This is a genomic window from Citrobacter freundii complex sp. CFNIH2, from assembly GCF_002880615.1.
GTDB classification, from domain to species: domain Bacteria; phylum Pseudomonadota; class Gammaproteobacteria; order Enterobacterales; family Enterobacteriaceae; genus Citrobacter_A; species Citrobacter_A amalonaticus_F.
Genome location: NZ_CP025757.1, coordinates 1,062,578 through 1,086,813, shown reverse-complemented (window position 1 = coordinate 1,086,813; position 24,236 = coordinate 1,062,578). Strand labels below are relative to the sequence as shown.

The following is a 24,236-nucleotide window of genomic DNA, read 5'->3' as shown; positions in this document are numbered from 1 at the left end:
ACTTACCCCAGTAACGGTATTTTTGTGGTGGCGAGTTTAATGATGATGTACAGCACCACCAGCGCCAGCGGGAACGCGATTAATCGCGCCTGCCGACTGCGCGCCCGACGGTAATCGAGCGCAATAAAACCCAAAACGATGTAAATGATAACTCCAAACAGCTTCTCAGTCAGCCATGTCCCCTGTTCTGTGAATGGCAGGATGTGCGTTTTAGCGATCAACCCCACACCACTGAGCAACAAAACGGTGTCAACCATCGGTGGGACAACGCGCGTCCAGCGCGCGTGAGCCCGTGCAGAGTGACATTCACGCCACCCATAACGCAACACAAACAGACTAACGGAAAGCGCAATGCTGACGAGGTGAACCCCAAGCAGGAGCGTAACGCTGTTCATACGGGCTTACGTCCGAGCGTAAGGCGTTCGTTGTCGCCATAATCGCGACAGGTTTCTACCGCCTGGTAGCCCGCGCGAATAAAGGCGTCTCGCACCGCGGCGCCCTGCTGCCAGCCATGCTCGATCAGCAGAAAACCGCCCGCTTCCAGCCGCGTGCGAGATTGCTCGATGATGTGCACAATGTCGGCCATTCCGCAGTCACCGGCGACCAGGGCGCTCAGCGGTTCGAAGCGAACATCGCCCTGCGCCAGATGTGGATCCTGCTCGTCAATGTAGGGCGGATTGCTGACAATCATCGCAAACTGCTGCCCCGACAAGGCGCTAAACCAGTCGCTTTGCAGAATGTGGACGTTATTGATCGCCAGATGGGCCGCATTACGCTGCGCCAGCGCAACGGCATCCGGCATCCTGTCAACCGCCGTGACCTCGCAGTCAGGGCGCTCAGACGCCAGCGCCAGCGCAATCGCGCCAGTGCCGGTACCAAGATCGAGAATGCGGCACGGACTTGATGGCAGTCGCGCCAGCGCCTGCTCCACCAGACATTCGGTATCCGGACGCGGGATCAACGTGGCCGGTGAAACAAACAGCGGCAACGACCAGAATTCCCGCACGCCGGTTAAGTGCGCGATCGGTTCACCCCGCTGACGGCGAGACAGCAACGTCGCCAGCTGCGCCTGCTGGGCGTCGGTCAACGGCGTTTCGCCAAACGCCAGTATCCAGGTGCGCCCTTTTCCGGTCACGAATTCGAGTAAGATCTCGGCATCGCGACGTGGGCTTTCACTCTCCTGTAGCTGGCTTATCGCCTCACGTAACCAGTGCTGAAAATCCATTATTCCTGCTCGGACAGCGCCGCCAGTTGGTCGGCCTGGTATTCCTGCACGATCGGCTCAATCAGCATATCCAGTTTGCCTTCCATTGCTTCATCCAGACGGTAGAGCGTCAGGTTGATGCGGTGATCGGTCACACGCCCCTGCGGGAAGTTGTAGGTCCGGTTGCGGTCGCTGCGGTCGCCGCTGCCCAGCAGGTTACGACGGGTTGACGCTTCGGCCTGCTGGCGTTTCGCCATTTCTGCCGCGCGAATACGCGCGCCGAGCACCGAGAGCGCTTTGGCTTTGTTCTTGTGCTGCGAACGTTCATCCTGACACTCCACCACAATGCCGGTCGGCAGGTGAGTAATACGGATGGCGGAGTCGGTGGTGTTAACGTGCTGACCACCCGCCCCGGAGGAACGGAAAGTATCAATGCGAAGATCGGCCGGGTTGATATCCGGCAGTTCGGCTTCCGGCAGCTCCGGCATCACCGCCACGGTGCAGGCAGAGGTGTGGATACGCCCCTGTGATTCCGTTGCCGGTACGCGCTGCACACGATGCCCGCCGGACTCAAACTTCAGTCGACCATAGACGCCGTCGCCGCTGATCTTGGCGATAATCTCTTTATAGCCGCCGTGCTCGCCTTCGCTGGCGCTCATGATCTCCACGCGCCAGCGACGCGTTTCGGCATAGCGGCTGTACATGCGGAACAGATCGCCGGCAAACAAGGCCGCTTCATCACCGCCGGTCCCGGCGCGAACTTCCAGAAACGCATTGCGTTCATCATCCGGATCTTTCGGCAACAGCAATACCTGTAGCTGCTGTTCCAGTTGTTCACTCTTGTCTTTCGCTTCGCGCAGTTCTTCCTGCGCCATTTCACGCATTTCAGGATCGTCGAGCATCATTTGTGCTGTTTCGATATCGTCCTGAATCTGTTGCCAGTCCGTAAAACAGCGAGAAACATCGCTTAGCTGTGCATACTCGCGCGACAGTGCGCGAAAACGTTCCTGGTCTGCGATGGTTCCCGCATCACCCAGCAGCGCCTGAACTTCTTCATGGCGTTCATGCAGGGCTTCCAGTTTGGCAACGATAGAAGGCTTCATAGGCGTAAATGCACCTTGTAAAAAGAAGGGTGTGTTGCTACTCCAGCCCGAGGCTGTCGCGCAAGATATTCAGGCGTTCGTCATCCCCGTCACGGGCGGCCTGCTGAAGAGATTTGGTTGGCGCATGGATCAGGCGGTTGGTCAGTTTCCACGCCAGATCCTGCATAATGGCCTGCGCGTCGCCGCCCTGCTCCAGAGCAGCAAGCGCTTTAGCGGTCAGTTCATCCCGTACGTGCTCAGACTGACTCCGGTATTCACGAATGGTTTCACTGGCGCCCTGAGCGCGCAGCCAGGCCATAAACTCGCTGGTTTCCTGCGCGACAATCGTTTCGGCTTCCACTGCCGCGGCTTTGCGCTGCGCCAGGTTGTGCGAAATGATGCTTTGCAGATCGTCAACGCTATAGAGATAGGCGTTAGCCAGTTTGCCGACTTCCGGTTCGACATCGCGCGGAACGGCGATATCCACCAGCAGCATCGGCTGATTGCGGCGGCTTTTCAGCGCACGCTCCACCATCCCTTTGCCAATGATAGGCAGCGGGCTGGCGGTTGAACTGATGATAATGTCAGCTTCCCGCAGTCGTTCGTCGATGTCGCTGAGTGCGATCACTTCGGCACCCACTTCATCGGCCAGAACCTGCGCCCGCTCGCGGGTGCGGTTGGCGATGATCATCTTCTGCACTTTGTGTTCGCGCAGGTGGCGCGCCACCAGTTCGATGGTTTCGCCTGCGCCGACCAGCAGCACGGTGACCGTGGAAAGTGATTCAAAGATTTGGCGCGCCAGCGTACAGGCGGCAAACGCAACGGACACGGCGCTGGCGCCGATATCGGTTTCGGTACGGACCCGTTTGGCGACGGAGAAAGATTTCTGGAACATACGTTCCAGCGCGCTGGCGTTCAGGTGACCTTTTTGCGAATCCGCAAAGGCTTTTTTCACCTGACCGAGGATCTGTGGTTCACCGAGAACCAGTGAATCCAGACCACTGGCGACACGCATCAGATGGCTGACCGCATCGTTATCCTGATGCCAGTAGAGACTGCTGCGCAGCTCCTCTTCATTAAGATTGTGGTAATCACATAACCAACGAATCAGCGCTTCCTGCAGGTTGTCCTGCTCTTCCACGCTAAGATACAGCTCCGTGCGGTTACACGTCGACAAGACCACGCCGCCCTGCACCATTGGCTGCGCAAGCAGGCTTTCCAGCGCCTGATCGAGCGTATCCGGCGAAAACGTTACGCGTTCTCGCAGCGATACAGGTGCCGTCTTATGGTTAATGCCGAGCGCTAAAAGGGTCATGTCTGCGGGAGTAGTACCAGCGTTGATATGGTTAGTCTGCTCGCATCATACAGGATGCGCGGAATCAATAAAAGAGAGCGCCCCCTTTTGGAGTAATCGCTGACCGCTTAAATTAAGATAACGTGAACGTAGACGATATACCCGCGCGGCGCTAGCATTAAGGGTTATTATTGCAACGTATCACAAGGATTCGTCATCATTATGACCCTGCCTGATTTTCGCCTGATCCGCCTGCTTCCGCTGGCAACCCTGGTTCTGACCGCCTGTACGATCAACGCGCCGAAAGGCCCGGGGAAAAGTCCGGACTCTCCTCAATGGCGGCAGCATCAGCAGGAGGTCCGTCAATTGAATCAGTATCAGACGCGCGGCGCGTTTGCCTATATTTCCGACGAGCAGAAGGTCTATGCGCGCTTTTTCTGGCAACAGACCGGCCAGGATCGCTATCGCCTGCTGCTGACCAACCCGCTTGGCAGCACCGAGCTTGAACTGAACGCGCAGCCGGGTAACGTGCAGTTGATGGACAATAAAGGCCAGCGCTATACCGCTGACGATGCCGAAGAGATGATCGGCAAGCTGACCGGCATGCCGATTCCGCTGAACAGCCTGCGTCAGTGGATCCTTGGCCTGCCTGGCGACGCGACCGACTATAAACTCGACGACCAGTATCGCCTGAGCGAAGTGAACTACCGCCAGGACGGAAAAAACTGGAAGGTGGTCTACAGCGCGTACGACAGCAAAACCACCCCGGCGATGCCAGCCAATATGGAACTGTCCGACGGCGCTCAGCGTATCAAGCTGAAAATGGATAACTGGATTGTAAAATGATGACCCAGTGGCCCTCTCCGGCAAAACTGAATCTGTTTTTATACATCACCGGACGACGTGCGGACGGTTATCACACGCTGCAAACGCTGTTTCAGTTTCTCGATTATGGCGACACCCTCAGCCTGGAACCGCGCCGCGACGGCGAAATTCATCTCCTGACGCCGGTTGACGGCGTGGCGCATGAAGACAACCTGATCGTCCGTGCCGCGCGACTGCTGATGAAAACAGCAGCAGAGCGTGGTCGGCTGCCAGCCGGTAGCGGTGCGGATATCCGTATCGAAAAGCGCCTGCCGATGGGCGGAGGCCTGGGCGGCGGATCGTCGAACGCGGCAACCGTGCTGGTCGCGCTAAACCATCTCTGGCAGTGTGGTCTGTCGCTAGACGAACTGGCCGCGCTCGGATTAACGCTCGGGGCTGATGTTCCGGTGTTTGTCCGCGGACACGCCGCCTTTGCCGAAGGCGTCGGAGAGATCCTGACGCCGGTGGAACCGGCCGAAAAATGGTATCTGGTGGCGCATCCAGGCGTCAGCATTCCTACGCCGATGATTTTTAACGATCCCGACCTCCCCCGTAATACGCCAAAAAGGTCAATAGAAACGTTATTAAAATGTGAATTCAGCAATGATTGCGAGGTTATCGCAAGAAAACGTTTTCGCGAGGTTGATGCGGCGCTTTCCTGGCTGTTAGAATACGCGCCGTCGCGCCTGACTGGTACAGGAGCCTGTGTCTTTGCTGAATTCGATACAGAGTCTCGTGCCCGGCAGGTGCTTGAGCAAGCCCCGGAATGGCTCAATGCCTTTGTGGCGAAGGGTGTCAACCTCTCTCCACTGCATAGAGCGTTACTCTGAATCATTGACGTTTCAGTACGTTGGCGAGATGACGAATTGCCAGGCGCATACACCCGTATGTGACTGGTGTGAGGCCTTGAAGCCAGCGCGCATAAAACATGAATGATGACGGGTAAGCCGGGCAAGCTGAGTTTCGGTGACAACGTCACCCTGTTCCAGACGTTGCATCGCGCTCGTTAATACACCGCATGGAGAGAGTGCTGCCTGGCCCGCACAGTTTTTGGCAAACTCTTTCCACCAATGGACGCATGCCTGAGGTTCTTCTCGTGCCTGATATGAAGCTTTTTGCTGGTAACGCCACCCCGGAACTAGCACAACGTATTGCCAACCGCCTGTACACTTCTCTCGGCGACGCCGCTGTAGGTCGCTTTAGCGACGGCGAAGTCAGCGTACAAATTAACGAAAATGTACGCGGTGGTGATATTTTCATCATCCAGTCCACTTGTGCTCCAACGAACGACAACCTGATGGAATTGGTCGTTATGGTTGATGCCCTGCGCCGTGCTTCCGCAGGCCGTATCACCGCCGTTATCCCTTACTTTGGCTATGCGCGCCAGGATCGTCGTGTACGTTCCGCCCGTGTGCCGATTACGGCAAAAGTTGTCGCTGACTTCCTGTCCAGCGTCGGCGTTGACCGCGTTCTGACCGTTGACCTGCATGCTGAACAAATCCAGGGCTTCTTCGACGTACCGGTTGATAACGTATTTGGTAGCCCCATTCTGTTAGAAGATATGCTGCAGCTGAATCTGGATAACCCGATTGTGGTTTCTCCGGACATCGGTGGCGTCGTGCGTGCCCGCGCTATCGCTAAGCTGCTCAATGACACCGATATGGCGATCATCGACAAACGCCGTCCGCGTGCAAACGTCTCTCAGGTGATGCACATCATCGGTGACGTTGCAGGTCGTGACTGCGTCCTGGTTGACGATATGATCGACACCGGTGGTACGCTGTGTAAAGCAGCTGAAGCGCTGAAAGAACGTGGTGCAAAACGCGTATTCGCTTACGCCACTCACCCGATCTTCTCAGGCAATGCGGCAAACAACCTGCGTAACTCTGTGATTGATGAAGTTGTTGTCTGCGATACCATTCCGCTGACCGACGAAATCAAAGCACTGCCGAACGTGCGTACGTTGACCCTGTCGGGTATGCTGGCCGAAGCGATTCGTCGTATCAGCAACGAAGAATCAATTTCTGCTATGTTCGAGCATTAATCGAACCCGGCTCAAAGACCCGCTGCGGCGGGTTTTTTTATCGGTAACCTTTATTTGTATGACTTATGCCTCCTTCACCTGCCAACCCGTCATTTCATTGAGTTGACAGATGATGCGCTCATGGATGAAACATTATTGTGAACAGAATTTTTTCCTCACATGTGATGCCTTTCCGCGCCCTCATCGACGCTTGCTGGAAGGAAAAATATACCGCCTCACGGTTTACCCGTGATGTGATTGCCGGGATCACCGTCGGGATTATTGCTATCCCGCTGGCGATGGCCCTGGCTATCGGGAGTGGTGTCGCGCCGCAGTACGGACTTTATACCTCCGCTGTGGCCGGGATTGTTATTGCCTTAACCGGGGGCTCGCGTTTTAGCGTCTCAGGCCCGACCGCCGCGTTTGTGGTGATCCTCTACCCCGTTTCGCAACAGTTTGGGCTGGCAGGCCTGCTTGTCGCGACGTTGATGTCCGGGGTTTTCCTGATCCTCTTTGGCCTGGCCCGCTTTGGCCGCCTGATTGAGTACATCCCGGTTTCGGTTACCTTAGGTTTTACCTCAGGGATTGGTATCACCATTGGTACCATGCAAATCAAAGATTTCCTCGGTCTGCAGATGGCCCACGTCCCGGAACACTATCTGCAAAAAGTCGGCGCGCTCTTCATGGCTCTGCCGACCATTAACCTGGGCGATGCCGCCATCGGGGTGGTCACGCTGGGCACGCTGATGATGTGGCCGCGTCTGGGCATTCGCCTGCCAGGTCACCTGCCCGCCCTGCTCGCCGGCTGTGCCGTCATGGGGATCGTCAACCTGCTGGGCGGCCACGTTGCCACCATTGGTTCTCAGTTCCACTATATTCTCGCCGACGGCTCACAGGGCAACGGGATCCCGCAACTGCTGCCGCAACTGGTGCTGCCGTGGAATCTACCGGATTCTGACTTCACATTGAGCTGGGATTCCCTGCGCGCCCTGCTTCCGGCGGCATTCTCAATGGCCATGCTGGGGGCGATCGAGTCCCTGCTCTGCGCCGTGGTGCTCGACGGGATGACCGGCACGAAACACAAAGCCAACAGCGAACTGATTGGTCAGGGACTCGGTAATATTGTCGCCCCCTTCTTTGGTGGGATTACCGCAACGGCGGCAATTGCCCGTTCGGCAGCAAACGTCCGCGCTGGCGCAACATCCCCCATTTCCGCGGTGATCCACGCGCTGCTGGTGATCATGGCGCTGCTGGCGCTGGCGCCGTTGCTTTCATGGCTGCCGCTGTCGGCGATGGCGGCCCTGCTGCTGATGGTGGCCTGGAACATGAGCGAAGCGCACAAAGTTGTGGATTTGCTGCGTCATGCGCCCAAAGACGACATCATTGTGATGATGATGTGTATGTCGCTGACGGTGCTGTTTGACATGGTCATTGCCATCAGCGTCGGGATTGTGCTGGCCTCGTTACTGTTTATGCGCCGTATCGCGCGCATGACGCGACTGGCAGCGGTGAACGTCGAAGTACCCGAAGATGTGCTGGTGCTGCGCGTGATCGGCCCGCTGTTCTTTGCGGCCGCGGAAGGATTGTTTACCGATCTGGAGTCGCGCATCGAAGGCAAGCGCATTGTCGTACTGAAATGGGACGCGGTACCGGTGCTGGACGCTGGCGGTCTCGATGCCTTCCAGCGCTTTGTGAAAAGATTGCCAGAAGGCTGCGAGCTGCGCGTAAGTAACCTCGAGTTCCAGCCGCTGCGCACGATGGCGCGCGCTGGCATTAAGCCGATTCCGGGTCGTCTGGCCTTCTTCCCGAACCGCGACGCGGCGCTGGCTGATTTATAATCTTTTTGCGATTACCGGTCTGTTCCTGTACAGGCCGGTAACATTTTCCGCTCTGCCCCCTGTTTTTCCCCTCCCGTGTTGTTATTATCTGCTTTCTGTTCCTGCGAATAAGAGTGACAACTCGTGATTTCATTTACGCTACGTGAAATGACCGGAGAAGATATTCCGGCGGTTCAGTTATTTCTGATTCAACATCTGAACGAGTTCTTTGCGGCGGACAGGCCAGTCCCTGATGCCGGACAGGATGTTTTTAACCTGCAACAGCAGTATATTCAACAGCAACGGAATGTATTGCTGTGCGCCTGGAGTGAAATGCATGAACTCATTGCTACCCTGGCCGTCTGCCAATATGACGACCGCATTACCGAACTTCGCGGACGCTATATTTTGACAGAAACGGCAGAAATTTGTCGCTGCTATGTGGACAAACGTTATCGCAGAAAAGGTATTGGGGCGCAGTTACTCGCTTTTGCTGAAACATTCTGCGAGCAACAGCAGTACAAATTATTATACTTACATACCCACCATTTTTTACCGGGAGGTTATTCATTCTGGCGACGTAATCATTTTCAGGTTGTCATGGATATGCACGATGACTGGCAATTAGTGCATATGGAGAGATCACATAAATTAGCATGAATAAGAATATTACTTGATCAACGTCAATCAATTCTCATTTAGCTTTTCACTATGACGTTTCGTTATCCGGAATTTTATTACCAGATAAAACATAACCCATTGATATTTAATAAATTGATATTATTTATCGCAAGCAAACCCCTCTTTCCCCTTGCGATTGATCTTGTTAACAAATGCCGATACAGTCTTTTCCGACAGCATTTCATTACACCAACATTGTAATGAATAGGAACATGGTGCGGATTATTACAATCCCATGCCATGACTGCCCCCGCAACTGTAGGCGGATGCAGAATATCCTCGTGCAGCATATTTTGTTGCAGGTCACTGTAAAGCGAATCTTTATGGGAAGGCCGATATTCTGATTACCGTGAGTCAGGAGACCTGCTGTCAAATTTATGCCCCATTGAGTGGACGGGATGGTCCATGTGATGATTTATTTGATATAAGCCACCGTGAAAGAGTGAATCAGATTTCTGACTGAACTGCTGACTTTCTTTATTTTCATAACGTCATGCGTAAATTTCACGATGTCCTGTCATCTATCGTCATGAACTCTCCCGATATATGGAACGATATAATCCATGACCAGACGTTCAGATTCTGGCATGAACGGGATGATAATAATGCACGCTAATGTTACCTCTGTACCTTATAAAAAAATGCTTCTGGTTGTTGCTGGTACCGCGCTGTTTCTCACCTCAGGTCTTTCTCATGCAGCCAAAACGGAATATCCATTGACGATAAAAAACTGTGGTCGGGATATCACGTTTAACGCAGCGCCAAAACGTGTGGCCACCGTAGGACAAAACAGCACTGAGATCCTGTATGCACTGGGCCTGGCCGATCGCGTGGTAGGGACATCGCTGTGGTTCGGGCCTGTTCCCGACGCGTATAAGGCGGCAAATGACAAGATTGCAGTTATTGCCCAGAACATCCCCAGCTTCGAAGGCATCATTGCCAAAAAACCGGATCTGGTCGCCAGCCAGTTCGAATGGCAGATCGGTCCTGCGGGCACGGTGGCCTCTTATGAACAGTTCAGCGAACTGAAGGTCCCGGTCTATACCGCACCGGCAGACTGCGCGAAAGATAACGAAGATGGCGGTGACGGCGTGCGCAAAGGCATGTTTGATATCGCAATGGTCTATCAGGAAGTGGCCGACTTAGCGACGATCTTCGACGTTCAGGATAAGGGCGACGAACTGATTGCCAGCCTCAAAGCACGTGAAACGGCAGCGAAAAACAAAATCGCCGGGATGGACAACAACGTCTCCGCCGTTTTCTGGTTCTCCAGCGCCGACCTGCAACTGGATCCCTATGTCGCCGGGAAATTAGGACCTGCCGCCTGGATTGCGCAGACCCTGGGTATCAAAAACGTCATTGATTCCGCCGAAGAATGGCCAACGGTCGGTTGGGAAACCATCGCCAAAGCCCAGCCGACAGTGATTGTGCTGGGGGAAATGAGTCGCCGGCGTTTCCCGGCCGATGACTGGCAGGTGAAAATGGAATATTTGAAATCCGACCCGGTCACCCAACTGATCCCCGCCGTAAAAGCCGATCATTTACCGGTGATTGATGTACAGACTATGAATGCCGGAATCAGAACGATCGACGGTGTTGAGAAACTGGCTGACGCCCTGGTTGAGTACGGTTTAGCGCATCCTCAGGCCGCGCATTAATCCTCGTTTCGCGCCAGATCCCGACGGGTCCGGCGCGTTTTATGCACTCCGAAACGCAGGTCACTATGAGCGATTTACGCAGGACGCGTCACGCCGTCAGTCGGTTAGCGGTCAATGTTTGCGGCCACGCCCTCTGGGTTAGCGTGCTGATGTGCGGCGTCCTGCTGGCAGGGATCGCCATTGGCGAGACGTTTATTCCCTGGCAGCACGTACTCAACACGCTGGCAAATCATCTGTTTGACACTCATTATCCGGTTGATGCACTGGATGCCGGGATTGTCTGGAACTATCGCCTGACCCGTGCGCTGGTCTCCGCCAGTTGTGGCGCCTGCCTGGCCGTGTCGGGCGTGGTTTTACAGTCGTTACTGCGCAATGCGCTTGCCGAGCCGTATCTGCTGGGCATTTCCGCAGGCGCCTCAACCGGTGCGGTGTTGGTTGCGCTGACCGGACTGGGTGCCGGGATGATCAGCATGTCGTTCGGCGCATTTGTCGGTGCCCTGACCGCCTTTTTGTTTGTGGCCCTTCTGGCGGTAGCGGCAGGCGGCAGACAAGGCGGAGGGGTTACGACGCAAATCATTCTCGCCGGGATTGCCAGCTCCCAGTTATTCAATGCGCTGACTTCTCTGATCATCACCCGCTCTGCCAACGCGGAACAGGCACGCGGCATTATGTTCTGGTTGCTCGGGAATCTGAGCGGCGTCCGCTGGCCCGATGTGGTACTGGCAATCCCCACCGCGTTAGTTGGCGTTGCGATATGTTTCTGTTATGCCCGTCATCTGGATGCCTTCTCTTTTGGCGCGGAGTCCGCCGCCTCACTGGGGATTCCGGTAAAACGCACTCGTGGCGTGCTGATTGCCGCCGTAACCGGTATGACGGCCATTATGGTCTCCATCGTCGGCGCAATTGGCTTTGTGGGACTGGTGATCCCTCACGCCGCCCGTCTGCTGGTAGGCAATCAGCACCATCGTCTGCTGCCTGTCAGCGCGCTGATCGGCGCCATTTTCCTGATCGTCGCCGATGTTATCTCCCGCACGCTTCTCCCCGGACAAGTTCTGCCCATCGGCGTCATTACGGCTCTGGTCGGCGCGCCCGCGTTTTCCATCATCCTGATCAGAGGAAACCCGACCAAATGACCGTTAATCCTGTACCGACTCCGGTTGCCACCAGCGACGCGATGATTCAGGCGGAATGTCTGCACTGGCAGGTGAAAGGCAAAGTGATTGTCAATGACGTTTCACTCCGCGTGGCGCCGGGGGAGTTTGTCGGCATTATCGGCCCCAATGGCTCCGGGAAAACGTCGCTGATTTCGTTGCTGGCCGGTCTGCTGAAGCCCACCGCCGGTCACATCCTGTTGCAGCAAAAAGCGCTGCATCGCTATTCACGTCGTCAACTGGCGCAGCAGGTCGCGCTGGTTGAGCAGCAGGCAGAAACCAGTGAGCGCCTGACCGCGCTACAGGCCGTCTCGCTGGGACGAACCCCGTGGCTGAGCCTGCTGAATCCGTGGTCGGACAACGATGACAATATCGTCCAGACCATGCTGGAGAAAGTCGATCTTCAGCATCTTCGCCATCGTTGCTGGCACACCTTTTCCGGCGGCGAAAAACAACGCCTGCATATTGCCCGCGCGCTCGCTCAGCAGCCACAACTGCTGCTGATGGACGAACCCACGAATCACCTCGACATTCAACATCAGATTGGCCTTCTCAGCCTGGTGAAACGCGAAAAACTGACGGTTGTCGCCGCTCTCCACGATCTCAATCATGCTGCCATGTTCTGCGATCGCATCATCGTGATGAACGCCGGTCGTCTGGAAATGCAGGGCCGTCCCTGCGCCATTTTCACCCGCGAGAATCTCCGCGCCTGGTTTGGCATTGACGCTATCGTCGAGCGCGATCCCCATGGTGCGAACTGTTTTATTCGTTATCAAAGACCTGAAGAAGCCTAAGGAAGACCCCATGAACTATCTCAAAAAGAGCCTGAACGTATTGTGTTTGCTGGCCCTCACCGCCTCTGCCTTCGCGCAAACCCACGAAGTACTGATGAAGAATCGCGGTTCAGCAGGCCCCATGGTCTATGAGCCGGACTACCTGGAGATTCAACCTGGCGATACGGTGAAATTTATCCGCAAGCATAAGAGTCATAACGCGGCCTCAATTGCTGAACTGTCGCCTGCGGGCTACCCAGGATTTATCGGCAAAATCGATGAGGAGATCGCAGTGAAGTATGACAACGCGGGCTTCTACGGCATTAAATGCACCCCACATTATGCGCAAGGGATGGTCATGCTGATTAAAGTCGGCGACGCCACTCTGCCGGACAGTTATCGCGCGTTTACGGCACCCGGGATCGCCGATAAGCGCTTCCAGGATATCTATTCGCGCATTGATAAACAGTAAGGGAGAACGCTGTGGTGGTGGAGAACAAACAGCCGGATAAGGACATTCAGCAACAACGACGCAACTGCCTGTGCAAATTGACAAAATTTGTCGGCGCAGCGGGGGTGACCGCCGCCGTCTGGCCGTTAATTTCCGCATTAGGGCCGGACGAAACAACGCGCGGGGAAAATGAACCGATAGACGTCTCGCTGGCGGGGATCGCCGCGGGGCAAACTATCAGACGCATCTGGCAAGGAAAGCTGATCCTCATCCATCATCGCACGCCGGAAGAGATCGTCGCGGCCCGCAAGGCTGACCACAGCGCGCTTATCGATCCGCAGTCGGACAGCGAGCGGGTCGCGTCTGACTATCCGCAGTGGCTGGTTGTTCAGGGGTATTGTCCGCATGCCGGCTGCGTACCCAATACCAGACCCGGTGGACAGGGCTGGATTTGTCCGTGTCACGGTTCGGAGTTTGATACTTCCGGACGGGTCACCCGCGGCCCCGCAACCGCCAATCTGGCCGTTCCTGAGTTTGCCTTTCATCCTGATGGTCTGACCGTGCGTATTGGCGCTAAGGACGTATAAGATGATCCGCTGGCGCATTCCTTTCCCGCGCTCCATCGCCGGTGTATGGCTGTTTGCCGTCGGTGCGATCCTGCTGGTGATGCTTGGAATACAGATACTGACCGGCATCGTGCTGGCGATGTTTTACGTCCCGACGACATCGCTGGCGTTTGATTCCATCGTCCACATCATGCGCGCAGTGAGTCACGGAGAGTTGCTGCGCAATATGCACGCCATCGGCGCATCGCTGTTTTTCTTTGCCTGCTATCTGCATATTTTCCGTGGCATGTATTACAGCGTCTACCGCAGACCGTATGTGACGATGTGGATGATTAGCGTCACGTTGTATGTGCTGCTGATGATCACCGCGTTTCTCGGCTACAGCCTGATTTGGGGGCAAAAGAGCTACTGGGCCGCGACGGTGATCACCAGTTTCGCCCGCGCCATCCCGATGGTGGGTGACAAGTTGTATACCTTCCTGGTGGGTGGCTATGCGCCTGGCACCCCCACGCTGGGGCGTTTTTACGTCCTGCACTTTATTCTTCCCTTTGCGGTCGTGGTGATGACGATTTTCCACGTCCGTACGGTACAGTCGGCCTTTGCTCACGCGATGAAACGGACCTTCAGCGAGAAAGCGTCCCGTAGTCTGCTCTTCGATTACCGAATCACGGATTCAGATGCCATTAAAATCACGTTATTCCTGATGCTGTTCACCTGGTTTTTGTTTTTCGCGCCTCATTATCTGAGCAGCGCGGATAACTTCATCCCGGCAGATCCCACGGTGACTCCGGCGATTGTTGCCCCGGAGTGGTACTTTCTCCCCTTCTTTTCCATTCTGCGCTGCTTCCCGAACGAACTCGTCGGACTGGCGGCGATGTGCGGCGCGGTGCTGATCTTCTATTTTCTCCCGTGGCTGGATACCTCCCGCGCGCGTTTTCGCCACTACAACAAATGGGTGAAATGGGGTTTCTGGCTGTGGGTGCTAAACGTCTGTTTTCTGGGATGGCTGGGATCAAAAGCACTGGTTGGCCCCGATTTGACGGAAGGCATTCGTAATGAAGAGGGATGGATCCGCGCGGTCTCGCAACTGTCGACAATCGGCTATTTCGCCTGGTTTTTACTGGTGCTGCCCTGTCGTCGTTTTCTGGAAAAGCAGGACTGAAGATGATGAGACAATTACTCAGATACGGCATGCTGTGGGTGGCATTTTGCACGACAAACCCTACATTCGCACAAGAACCTGCTCCCACTCGCCAGGCGTGGAGCTTCAGCGGTCTCTCCGGAGAATATGATAAGGCGCAACTGCGGCGCGGTTTGCAGGTCTATGAAGAGAAGTGTCGTGCCTGTCACGGCATGAAATACCTGACGTTTCGCACGCTGACCAAACCCGGCGGCCCGGAACTGACGACGGAAGATGCGAAAAACCTCGCCAGCGGCTATGTCTTTCCGATTATTCAGGATGACGGTCAACCCGGCGAGCGGGACGGCACCCTGAACGACAGCTTTATTTCGCCTTATCTCAATGACCAGGAGGCGAGATACCTGAATAACGGCGCCCTGCCCGTGGATTTGAGTTATATCGTTCGCGCCCGTACCTACGATCGAGGCTTTCCGCAATTTCTGCTGGACGCGTTTATTCCCTACACTGAGCAAGGAGCGGATTACCTCTTCGCGCTCTTAACCGGTTATCTGCCCGATGACCCGGAACTAAAGGCGAATCGTTACTATCCGGGTGGGGTGATTAACATGCCAAAACCGCTGGCGGATGGCGAAATCGAATGGCCGTCAGAATCGCATGTCGCGCAGACAGAAGAACAATACGCACGGGATGTCACCGCCTTTCTGGCCTGGGCGGCCGATCCCGACCTGACGGCGAGAAAACATCAGGGAATGTACGTCATGGGGTATCTCGCCATTATGCTGGCGTTATTATGGATGATGCGACGAATGAAAAGACGCGCACAACATTAAACGCGAGAAAGAAATCGCAATCCGTGACCAGTCAGCCTGACGCTGGCTGGTCATTATCTTGCGATGAAACGTTAACTGTGACGACGATTGTCGTTACGGCGGCAACGTTTGTCGTAGTGGCGCACCCACCAGTAGCGGTCGCTGACTTGCTCATGTCCGCCTACACGGGCACCCGCCAGCCACAAAATGGCACCGACGAAGATACTGAGCACGGCACCATGCGCGAAAAATTGTGGCAGGTTAAATTGCGGCAACTGGTTTAAAATGGAGTAACCCACGCCAACCACCATAACCACTAACCCTAAACCCATGAGCACATTACCGAGTAACGAAGCGTTTTTGCGTTTCATGTGTCACCTCCGGAACTTTTGGGTTGCTTCAGGGAATATCCCTAATCCTTATGTGTAAAGTATAGACAACACACCGCTTTGGTAGTGAGCCTGCGATCACAATTACAACCCATTATTCAACAAAACTTTACAAATAAGCCCCTGAACACCTTGACTTTCCAATAATCAAGACAGGCAATTATTCAGTTTCCGGGAGAAGTGACACGGTTCTTTGTCAAGCGGGGCGACAGACAGTAAACTACGCGCCAGTTATTGAAACACTCAGGATAGAAAACGTGACGATTAAACTGATTGTCGGCCTGGCGAACCCCGGCGCTGAATATGCAGCCACCCGACATAATGCGGGCGCATGGTACGTCGATTTACTGGCAGAGCGGTTGCGAGCCCCTTTGCGCGAAGAGCCGAAATTCTTTGGCTACACTTCCAGAGTCAGTCTGGAAGGTGAAGATGTCCGTTTATTAGTTCCCACCACGTTTATGAATCTGAGCGGCAAAGCGGTCGGCGCAATGGCGAGTTTTTATCGCATCAATCCCGACGAAATTTTAGTGGCCCACGATGAACTGGATCTTCCCCCCGGCGTGGCAAAATTTAAACTCGGCGGAGGTCATGGCGGACACAACGGGCTGAAAGACATTATCAGCAAGCTCGGCAATAACCCTAACTTTCATCGCTTACGTGTCGGAATCGGTCATCCGGGCGATAAAAATAAAGTTGTCGGCTTTGTGTTAGGCAAACCGCCTGTTTCAGAACAGAAGTTAATTGACGACGCGATTGACGAAGCGGCGCGTTGCACTGAGGTATGGTTTAAAGACGGTTTGACCAAAGCAACGAACCGATTGCACGCCTTTAAAGCGCAATAAGCAGTGATGTGCGGCATTTTTGCCGTACGCTGTGTATAATAGGCAAAGTTATTTCCATTTCTACAATCTGTTTTCTACAACAGGTTGATTATCAAGATATTAAGGTGATTTAAATCATGGGATTCAAATGCGGTATCGTCGGTTTGCCCAACGTCGGGAAATCCACCCTGTTCAACGCGCTGACCAAAGCCGGTATTGAAGCGGCAAACTTCCCATTCTGTACGATTGAGCCGAATACCGGCGTCGTGCCGATGCCCGACCCGCGTCTGGACCAGTTGGCTGAGATCGTCAAACCGCAGCGTATCCTGCCGACCACAATGGAATTTGTTGATATTGCCGGTCTGGTAAAAGGCGCGTCCAAAGGTGAAGGTCTGGGTAACCAGTTCCTGACCAACATTCGTGAAACCGAAGCGATTGGCCACGTAGTGCGCTGTTTTGAAAACGACAACATTATTCACGTTTCGGGCAAAGTGAACCCGGCGGAAGATATTGATGTGATCAACACCGAGCTGGCGCTGGCGGATCTCGATACCTGCGAACGCGCGATTCACCGCGTACAGAAGAAAGCCAAAGGCGGCGATAAAGACGCAAAAGCCGAGCTGGCCGCGCTGGAAAAATGCCTGCCGCAGCTCTCTGAAGCTGGCATGCTGCGTTCTCTGGACCTGACGGACGAAGACAAAGCGGCGATCCGCTACCTGAGCTTCCTGACCCTGAAGCCGACCATGTATATTGCCAACGTTAACGAAGACGGTTTCGAAAACAACCCATATCTCGACCAGGTCCGTGAAATTGCTGCGAAGGAAGGTTCCGTCGTGGTTCCGGTATGTGCGGCGGTTGAAGCGGACATCGCTGAACTTGACGATGACGAGCGCGACGAATTCATGCAGGAGCTGGGGCTGGAAGAACCGGGCCTGAACCGCGTGATCCGTGCTGGCTACAAGCTGCTGAACCTGCAAACCTACTTCACCGCCGGGGTGAAGGAAGTGCGTGCATGGACCATTCCTGTCGGCGCCACCGCGCCGCAGGCGGCAGGTAAAATCCATACCGATTTCGAGAAAGGCTTTATCCGCGCACAGACCATCGCGTTTGACGACTTCATCACCTACAAAGGTGAACAAGGCGCGAAAGAAGCCGGTAAAATGCGTGCTGAAGGGAAAGATTACATCGTTAAAGATGGCGACGTGATGAACTTCCTGTTCAACGTCTAATTCGTTTCTGTTGTCTCATGCGATCTCAGTGAATCGCATAAAAATATAAAACCTCATAAAATCCACGCAGTTGCGTGGATTTTTCTTTTCATAACGTCTCACCTCATCTCATAATAGCGCAGCCAAAAATGAGTATAGGAATGAGTACAATCAGTTTCCATCTTCATTTTAGGTGAGTACAATAGCAGTATAAGAAATAAACAAGGACTCGCTATGCTCACTGATACGCAATGCCGCACTGCTAAGCCGAAAGAAAAACTCTATCGACTCAATGACTTCAATGGTCTCTACCTCGAAGTGAAACCCAACGGCAAAAAGGCATGGCGCTATCGGTTTAAACTCAACGGCAAATCCAGCATGTTCGCGCTGGGTGAGTACCCGACGGTCAAACTTGCCGAAGCTCGCGAGAAATGCGAGCAAGCGCGTAAGCAAGTCGCAGATGGAGTTAGCCCGACACAGGCTCGCCAGTTAGATAAGATCCGCAAGGTCAATGACGCATCCAACACCTTTGAGCTGATCGCCAAAGAGTGGTTGCAGATGAAAGACTGGGCCGAGATCACCAAAACGCGGCGACTGAATATGCTTGAACGTGTGGTTTTTCCCGCAATCGGTAAGCTCCCAGTCAGAGAGATCACTCCACACCATATACTTAAAATTCTTCAGGAAACGGCTAAGCGCGGCGCTCCGACTGTTGCCGCTGAAGCCCGTCGCACCATTTCATCAGTTTTTGAGTTGGCAGTCGCGACGCTTAGAGCTGATAGCGATCCCGTATGGCCTGTGCGCAAGGCCCTTCCGGCTAATAAGACACAGCACAAACAGGCACTAAATCCTCAGCAAATCGGAAAGTTACTAAGCTGTTTTGACAATAGTCGTGGCTCGTATCAGGTTAACTATTGCATGTGGCTTATGTGGTGGACATTGGCGCGTCCTGCAGAAGCCACCGAAGCAGAATGGACAGAATTCGATCTTAATAACGCCCTATGGACCATTCCGGCAGCGCGAATGAAAGCCCGCAGAGAACACGTTATTCCCCTACCCTTCCAAGCTGTCAAAATGCTCAGAACACTACAGGGATTAACCGGGCATCGGCAGCACCTTTTCCCGGGGAGAGACAATCCGCTAGGTCCAATGACATCGCACTCGCTGCGCCAGCTACTTAAAAGCCTCGGCTGGAGTGGTACATATAGCCCACATGCAACCCGAACCACAGGAAGTACCCGTTTAAACGAGTTGGGCTATCGACCTGATGCTATTGAGGCCCAACTTGCGCACGCTGATACCAACAATGTTCGTCGCACATACAACCATGCAACTTATCTTGATGAGCGTAAAGTGATGATGCAGGAATGGGCTGATATGTTGGACAAATGGGTAGCAGGATTCGAGTAGAACTTGCTGCACTTACTGAACCACGAGGATAGAACTCATTCCTCAGGGTCCACTTTGTGCCAAAAGCAGACGTTGAAAGTAGGAGCGCCCAAGAAATGATGATAATCGTGTTGTTACATACTGATTTTAAGCATGTTAAGATATACGAAAAATTCATATCAGCCTCTGATTTTCTAAGCCCGACGTGATGGATGACACAACCAATTCCAATGATTGTAGATGGTTTAAACTGTTAATGATTGCATAAGGAGTTATGAGTGTGATGCATATTCCAAATGGTAATTTCATGGAGTTAAGTCGTGAAAAGAGAGCATTCTTAGAGCAAAATATTTTTAAAGGAAAAATAATCAAACAATTTCAAGGTCGGGGTGGGTTGATATATATAGTTGAGAGAGATTGCATTCCAAAGTTTGTGGCTTATAAAACCACGCAAGAATTTGAGAAAGAGGACACTTCAACTATTAAAGTTGGAGCTATTGAAAATATCGAAAGAGAAGCCGGGAATTGGTTTAGATACTCCAATCACCCTTTATTAATAAGACCTTTTTCAGTAACATTAGTCAATAACTTCCCTATAATTTGCATGCCATACTGTAATGGAGATCTTAGCGCCTTCACTCGTTCTAAGCAAAGCCTTACAAGTGTTATTATTTTATCATTGCAAATAATTAAAGGGTTGATAGAGGCAAGTAAAGCAGGCCTAAAATATCACCAAGACATAAAGCCGGATAATATACTCTACATTGATCTAAGTGAAAAATATAGAAACTTTCCGCCTGAAGATGTTGAACACTATTTAAGGTATTCAGTTAGAATTGCAGATTTTGGTGTGGCAAATGCATATCTAAATGGACATCCTGGCGGTACAAATGTATATAAGGCACCAGAGCAGTATGATATTGAAATGTTTCCAGGATGTTTCGAACCGGATGTTTTTTCTGTAGGGATTATAATTGCAGAACTTTTTCAAGGCTACCATCCAGCTATACCAGCTAAAGATGAAAATGAGCGCATTAGGAGTTGGAAGGGAAAAAGACTTAAGCGCTGGGCATTATATGGGGTAAGAAACTATAAAATCGCCGAGAATGAAAATGAAGCAATTTTAATAAAGTTAATAGATGAAATGTTATCGCCCAATCCAAGTTTAAGACCGTCCTTCGAATCATGTTATGGAGTCCTGAGTGAAATTTTAATGAAATCAGACCCCAAAAGCTTTGAGTTTTTTGATACGCTAATTTCTCATTATGATCAAATTTCCAATGTAAGTGGCATTGAAGGAAAACTATTCAATTTAATAAAGCTATCGAAAATCAAAAGCCAACTAACTCCAATTATAGATGAGTTGTCTTCTGAGCTTGTCATTCTAATGAGCATGGACACATATAATACCAAGCAGATAATGGTTATTTACCATTATGCAAAGGCGCTATATAGAATATCGAATGCCAATAAAATCATAGAATTTCATGCACTAATAATTTCCGCATTTGAAATTATAGTATATTTCTTACTTGAACACCCTGAAGAAATAACATCATCTCAACGGTATCCAGTTATGGATAATTCCACCTCTATAGGTAGTGATTTTGAATCGAGTGCTGAAGTATTTAATGAGTCAATAAAAATCTTATCTTTCTTGGGGTATGATGAAAACTTAAATCTTTTAGTGCGTAATTCACCTAACAAAGTAATTAAAGCATTTCTTATTTTCGGCATTGCTCAGGATTTAAGGTTAAATCATCATCATAGTGAAGCTTATCAGAAACTTTCCGAATTAAGAGCATTGATTCCTATAGATTCAAAGTTTGAAGAGGTTTTTGCACATTGGGAAAAAGAAATTATCTTTTGGGAATCAATTCAAACGCATTACTGAAGGTGAATAATATTTCTGAAACGGTCTGCTTCACGCTATTGTGGGGCAGTCATACCATAAGCACCTAAGAAAAACAGTCCATTCTCTCTTAAAGGTCTACCCAACTTCTCTGAAGCCGAACCATCTCTCCTCGCTCACAGCGGACCTTTAGCCCAGTTAGCACGTCAACTCTGTGCCAAAAGCGGAAGTAGATAACTACACGAGCAGGTCGCTTAATTATCAGCTAGCAGTGATGTTTGCCGCCAGAGCATAGCTGCAACTGGCGGAAAGTAAGGGGGTTATTTTAGTTTAAAGCCGCGAGCCTGCACTGTTTCGCGCAGATTCTCTCTTCCGCCCATGTAATCCATGCTGGTCGCAGATTCATATACGCTATCCTGCCAGACTTTAGGCTTCATTGACTGAGCAGTTCTGAAATCAAGGAAGACTTTCTCATAGTTCTCAATATGATCGCGGTAACGCTCACGATTGTACTGGTTATAGTGCAACACCACGGGTTGCTCTGGGCGTGGACGGATGCTGCTTGTGCGACTGCTGTCAGGTTTGCCAACCACCATACCAAAGGTAGCAAAACTGTGCTGAGGCAGGTTGATCATCTCAGCAACCTCTTTTGCTGCATTGCGCATCATGCCCATAAAGACAATGCCAAGCCCCATAGACTCTGCCGCTAAAGCGGCATTTTGCGCAGCCAGAGAGGCATCTACGGATGCCATCAAAAACGAGTCGAGGTAGTCAAAAACGAAGGGGTCTCCGCCTTTCTCTTTAGTAATTTCCACCCCACGGGATAAGTCAGCTACCCACAGCAGTAGTACCGGCGCTTCTTCAAGGTATGGGATGCGATCAGTTGGCACCGTACGGGCTACCGTATCGGAAATTTTCTGCTTCAGCTCCCGGTCAGTTACGGCGACGACACTCCACTGATGTAGATTTGATGAATTAGACGCAGACTGAGCAGCGGCCACCATTGTCTCCAGTGCGCCATCCGGTAAAGCATCCGTCAAGAAAGTACGTACAGATTTGTGGCTCAGCATCGCCTCTACCTGTGGCGTCCAGATAATGTTATCGGGTATCTGCTGGGATTTACCGTAGCGTTGCTCCAGAAGCGCAGCAAGTTTCTCTTGTGATACAGACATAAAAATAATCTCCTGAGATAAAACATGATGGCTGCAGAATAACGGCAAAAAGCGGTAAGATAATCCCCTTGAAATTGTTTTCTGTTTCCACTGGCATGTACAATCGGTCATATAGAGGAAGCTCAGCACATGGATCATCTTATCGCCATACGCACCTTTCAACGCATCGTTGAAACGCGTTCTTTTACCAAAGCGGCTGCGCACCTTGGAATGCCGCGCTCAACTGCCAGCAAGGCGCTACGCGATCTCGAAAATCATCTGGGTGTAAGACTTATTCAGAGAACAACCCGATCTGTCATTCTGACGACAGAAGGCGCGGAGTATTACCGGCGTATCAGCAGGCTCGTCACAAAAATTGATGAAACCGAAGCGGACATGCGAGACATGGGAACTGCTGCGAAGGGACGTCTACGCATCGATCTACACTCTTCGATGGCAGGTTTTGTGCTTATTCCGATGCTTGAGGAGTTTAGGCAGCTTTACCCGGATATTCAGCTCGCGTTTGGCGTGGGAGATCGCCCCGTAAATCTTATTGAAGAGGGCGTGGATTGTGTCATACGCGCTGGTGAGCTTGCCGATTCTTCGCTAAAAGCAAAAACACTCTTCAAAGACCGATTAATTACCTGTGCCAGTCCGGAATATCTTGCCCGCTATGGCGTACCCGAGAGCCTCGCCGATCTGGAAAACAATCATAAGATTGTTGGTTATTTCAGCGCGGCGACTGGAGAAGTGTGGCCGATGCGGTTTCGTAGCCGGGGTAATGAAAAGCATATCGTCCGTTTCGACATAGCAGCAAATGACAGTGCGGCTCAGATTAATATGCTTGCCTGTGGGCTGGGTGTAGGTCAGACACATGCGTCCGTAGTGGATCGATTCCTCCGTTCCGGGCAGTTGGTGACCGTGATGGATGAAATGACCAACCTACGTATCCCAATATCCATTATCTATCCGCCCACCCAGCAGCTTAACGTCAGACTCAGATTATTTATCGACTGGGTGGCCGAACGTTTCTCCGGTTTTAACTGAAAAAATGCAGATACGTATTGCAACTCGGTGCTGTCCTGGTCCCCGTGTTTCAAATAGAACGCTGTTCACAATGTCTGCTGTTCGCTCACAGCGGGCCTTCAGCTTAGTCAGCATGTCCGCTGCGTGCCAGAAGCGGACATTGACCGCCCTCGTGGTGTCATCATCAGGGCCAGTTTAGGCTAGGTTTAAACACATCTGCTGGAACTACAGTTGGCCACGAACATATGCTCAAGGCCAGTGTCAGATGCTAGGGGAAGTTCATTTAAATATCTAAGTAAGATATTTTGAATTACTTAAACTGAAGTATTATTGCGTTATTTTCATGACGATGTATTCAATATCTTCTCTGGAGGGTGGTGAGTGATCCACTGAACAGTGGATACTGTACCCCTCCAGTAGCGCGTCCAGCCCATCAGAAGTGCGTTTATCAAAAAATATCATCAACTTTTCTCTTACCTGCTCCAGCCAGTTCAGCAATATTCTTCCCGGATCGCCACCGCGGCCAGAAAATGCATACAATTCATAACAAAGCAAAAAGTTGCGACGTGAAGCCCATCCCTCGCCACAGATATGATCAATAACCGCTTGTACGGCGTCTTCACGATTTGTACATCGGTCCATTTTTTTGGCAAAACAAATAAACATCTCATCAGCAAATTTGGCGAAGGATTCGCAAAGAAATGCTGTTCTGTCTGTAAAGTGATAGGTCATAGAGCCCAGAGGTACATCTGCCGCTGCGGCAACTCTTCGCAATGATGTTTCTGCAACTCCGTATTCGGCAATAACATCCAGTGCAATATCAATAATTCTCTCACGTCGGTCTGGATCAAAGCGTCGTGGCGCGCGTTTCGTCTTCATCATGATT

At 52.2% G+C, this 24,236-nt stretch carries 24 protein-coding genes and 1 riboswitch; of the genes, 17 read left to right on the top strand and 7 right to left on the bottom strand.

Annotation, left to right across the window (positions count from 1 at the left end):
- Positions 1-2 precede the first annotated feature (2 nt).
- Genes sirB2 through hemA form a run of 4 tightly spaced genes read right to left on the bottom strand, consistent with a single transcriptional unit; the run spans position 3 to position 3,601 of the window.
- Entirely contained in the window at positions 3-395 is a 393-nt protein-coding gene (gene sirB2, locus WM46_RS05565) for an invasion regulator SirB2 (protein ID WP_102601677.1), read from the bottom strand.
- Complete coding sequence (gene prmC, locus WM46_RS05560) at positions 392-1,225, bottom strand: peptide chain release factor N(5)-glutamine methyltransferase (protein ID WP_102601676.1); 834 nt, start codon at positions 1,223-1,225, stop codon at positions 392-394. Before prmC ends, sirB2 begins: the two co-directional genes overlap by 4 nt.
- Entirely contained in the window at positions 1,225-2,307 is a 1,083-nt protein-coding gene (gene prfA / locus WM46_RS05555; RefSeq protein ID WP_102601675.1) for a peptide chain release factor 1, read from the bottom strand. The genes prmC and prfA overlap by 1 nt, the downstream gene beginning before the upstream one ends.
- A gap of 37 nt (positions 2,308-2,344) precedes the next feature.
- On the bottom strand, positions 2,345-3,601 hold the full coding sequence (gene hemA, locus WM46_RS05550; RefSeq protein ID WP_061077714.1) for a glutamyl-tRNA reductase: 1,257 nt from the start codon (positions 3,599-3,601) through the stop codon (positions 2,345-2,347).
- A gap of 201 nt (positions 3,602-3,802) precedes the next feature.
- On the opposite strand from hemA, the gene lolB reads away from it, so the two are divergent.
- The 12 genes from lolB to WM46_RS05485 all read left to right on the top strand — a co-directional run bounded on the left by lolB (position 3,803) and on the right by WM46_RS05485 (position 15,535).
- Positions 3,803-4,426 carry a lipoprotein insertase outer membrane protein LolB gene (lolB, locus tag WM46_RS05545; protein WP_061077715.1) on the top strand — a complete coding sequence of 208 codons (624 nt, stop codon included), beginning with the start codon at positions 3,803-3,805 and terminating at the stop codon, positions 4,424-4,426.
- A complete protein-coding gene (gene ispE / locus WM46_RS05540; protein ID WP_102601674.1) occupies positions 4,423-5,274 on the top strand; it encodes a 4-(cytidine 5'-diphospho)-2-C-methyl-D-erythritol kinase in 852 nt (283 codons plus the stop codon). Before lolB ends, ispE begins: the two co-directional genes overlap by 4 nt.
- A 266-nt stretch (positions 5,275-5,540) precedes the next feature.
- Positions 5,541-6,488 carry a ribose-phosphate diphosphokinase gene (gene prs / locus WM46_RS05530; protein ID WP_001518537.1) on the top strand — a complete coding sequence of 316 codons (948 nt, stop codon included), beginning with the start codon at positions 5,541-5,543 and terminating at the stop codon, positions 6,486-6,488.
- 137 nt (positions 6,489-6,625) lie between these two features.
- Positions 6,626-8,305 carry a C4-dicarboxylic acid transporter DauA gene (dauA, locus tag WM46_RS05525; protein WP_102601673.1) on the top strand — a complete coding sequence of 560 codons (1,680 nt, stop codon included), beginning with the start codon at positions 6,626-6,628 and terminating at the stop codon, positions 8,303-8,305.
- Between the two features lie 147 nt (positions 8,306-8,452).
- Positions 8,453-8,944 (top strand): GNAT family N-acetyltransferase, encoded by a 492-nt coding sequence (locus WM46_RS05520; protein ID WP_102603784.1) that lies wholly within the window; start codon positions 8,453-8,455, stop codon positions 8,942-8,944.
- 178 nt (positions 8,945-9,122) lie between these two features.
- Positions 9,123-9,351, top strand: a riboswitch (cobalamin riboswitch).
- Positions 9,352-9,570: 219 nt separating this feature from the next.
- Positions 9,571-10,623 (top strand): ABC transporter substrate-binding protein, encoded by a 1,053-nt coding sequence (locus WM46_RS05515; protein ID WP_102601672.1) that lies wholly within the window; start codon positions 9,571-9,573, stop codon positions 10,621-10,623.
- A gap of 65 nt (positions 10,624-10,688) precedes the next feature.
- Entirely contained in the window at positions 10,689-11,756 is a 1,068-nt protein-coding gene (locus WM46_RS05510) for a FecCD family ABC transporter permease (RefSeq protein WP_102603783.1), read from the top strand.
- A complete protein-coding gene (locus WM46_RS05505; protein ID WP_102601671.1) occupies positions 11,753-12,568 on the top strand; it encodes an ABC transporter ATP-binding protein in 816 nt (271 codons plus the stop codon). The genes WM46_RS05510 and WM46_RS05505 overlap by 4 nt, the downstream gene beginning before the upstream one ends.
- A gap of 10 nt (positions 12,569-12,578) precedes the next feature.
- The gene (locus WM46_RS05500) at positions 12,579-13,019 is read left to right on the top strand and encodes a pseudoazurin (RefSeq protein ID WP_061077720.1); all 441 of its coding nucleotides are present in this window, start codon (positions 12,579-12,581) and stop codon (positions 13,017-13,019) included.
- Positions 13,020-13,033: 14 nt separating this feature from the next.
- Positions 13,034-13,585, top strand: a complete 552-nt coding sequence (gene petA / locus WM46_RS05495) for a ubiquinol-cytochrome c reductase iron-sulfur subunit (protein WP_102603782.1) — start codon at positions 13,034-13,036, stop codon at positions 13,583-13,585.
- Between the two features lies 1 nt (position 13,586).
- Entirely contained in the window at positions 13,587-14,726 is a 1,140-nt protein-coding gene (locus WM46_RS05490) for a cytochrome b (protein WP_102601670.1), read from the top strand.
- A 5-nt stretch (positions 14,727-14,731) separates the two neighbouring features.
- The gene (locus WM46_RS05485; protein ID WP_102603781.1) at positions 14,732-15,535 is read left to right on the top strand and encodes a cytochrome c1; all 804 of its coding nucleotides are present in this window, start codon (positions 14,732-14,734) and stop codon (positions 15,533-15,535) included.
- A gap of 71 nt (positions 15,536-15,606) precedes the next feature.
- Here the strand turns inward: WM46_RS05485 and ychH are convergent, their stop codons facing one another.
- Entirely contained in the window at positions 15,607-15,885 is a 279-nt protein-coding gene (gene ychH, locus WM46_RS05480; protein ID WP_012132144.1) for a stress-induced protein YchH, read from the bottom strand.
- A gap of 275 nt (positions 15,886-16,160) precedes the next feature.
- On the opposite strand from ychH, the gene pth reads away from it, so the two are divergent.
- From pth to WM46_RS05460, 4 genes are all read left to right on the top strand, one after another.
- Entirely contained in the window at positions 16,161-16,745 is a 585-nt protein-coding gene (gene pth, locus WM46_RS05475; protein ID WP_043000471.1) for an aminoacyl-tRNA hydrolase, read from the top strand.
- A gap of 116 nt (positions 16,746-16,861) precedes the next feature.
- Entirely contained in the window at positions 16,862-17,953 is a 1,092-nt protein-coding gene (gene ychF / locus WM46_RS05470) for a redox-regulated ATPase YchF (protein WP_042318577.1), read from the top strand.
- 213 nt (positions 17,954-18,166) lie between these two features.
- Positions 18,167-19,342 carry a tyrosine-type recombinase/integrase gene (locus WM46_RS05465; RefSeq protein WP_102601669.1) on the top strand — a complete coding sequence of 392 codons (1,176 nt, stop codon included), beginning with the start codon at positions 18,167-18,169 and terminating at the stop codon, positions 19,340-19,342.
- A gap of 262 nt (positions 19,343-19,604) precedes the next feature.
- Complete coding sequence (locus tag WM46_RS05460; protein WP_262360489.1) at positions 19,605-21,215, top strand: protein kinase domain-containing protein; 1,611 nt, start codon at positions 19,605-19,607, stop codon at positions 21,213-21,215.
- Between the two features lie 278 nt (positions 21,216-21,493).
- Here WM46_RS05460 and WM46_RS05455 read toward each other — a convergent pair whose 3' ends face one another.
- On the bottom strand, positions 21,494-22,483 hold the full coding sequence (locus WM46_RS05455) for a nitroreductase family protein (protein WP_262360464.1): 990 nt from the start codon (positions 22,481-22,483) through the stop codon (positions 21,494-21,496).
- Between WM46_RS05455 and WM46_RS05450 the strand changes: the two genes are divergently transcribed.
- Entirely contained in the window at positions 22,475-23,371 is an 897-nt protein-coding gene (locus WM46_RS05450) for a LysR family transcriptional regulator (protein WP_102601666.1), read from the top strand. The genes WM46_RS05455 and WM46_RS05450 overlap by 9 nt on opposite strands.
- A gap of 306 nt (positions 23,372-23,677) precedes the next feature.
- On the opposite strand, the gene WM46_RS05445 is transcribed toward WM46_RS05450, so the two are convergent.
- The gene (locus tag WM46_RS05445; RefSeq protein ID WP_222859964.1) at positions 23,678-24,232 is read right to left on the bottom strand and encodes a TetR/AcrR family transcriptional regulator; all 555 of its coding nucleotides are present in this window, start codon (positions 24,230-24,232) and stop codon (positions 23,678-23,680) included.
- Between the last annotated feature and the right edge of the window lie 4 nt (positions 24,233-24,236).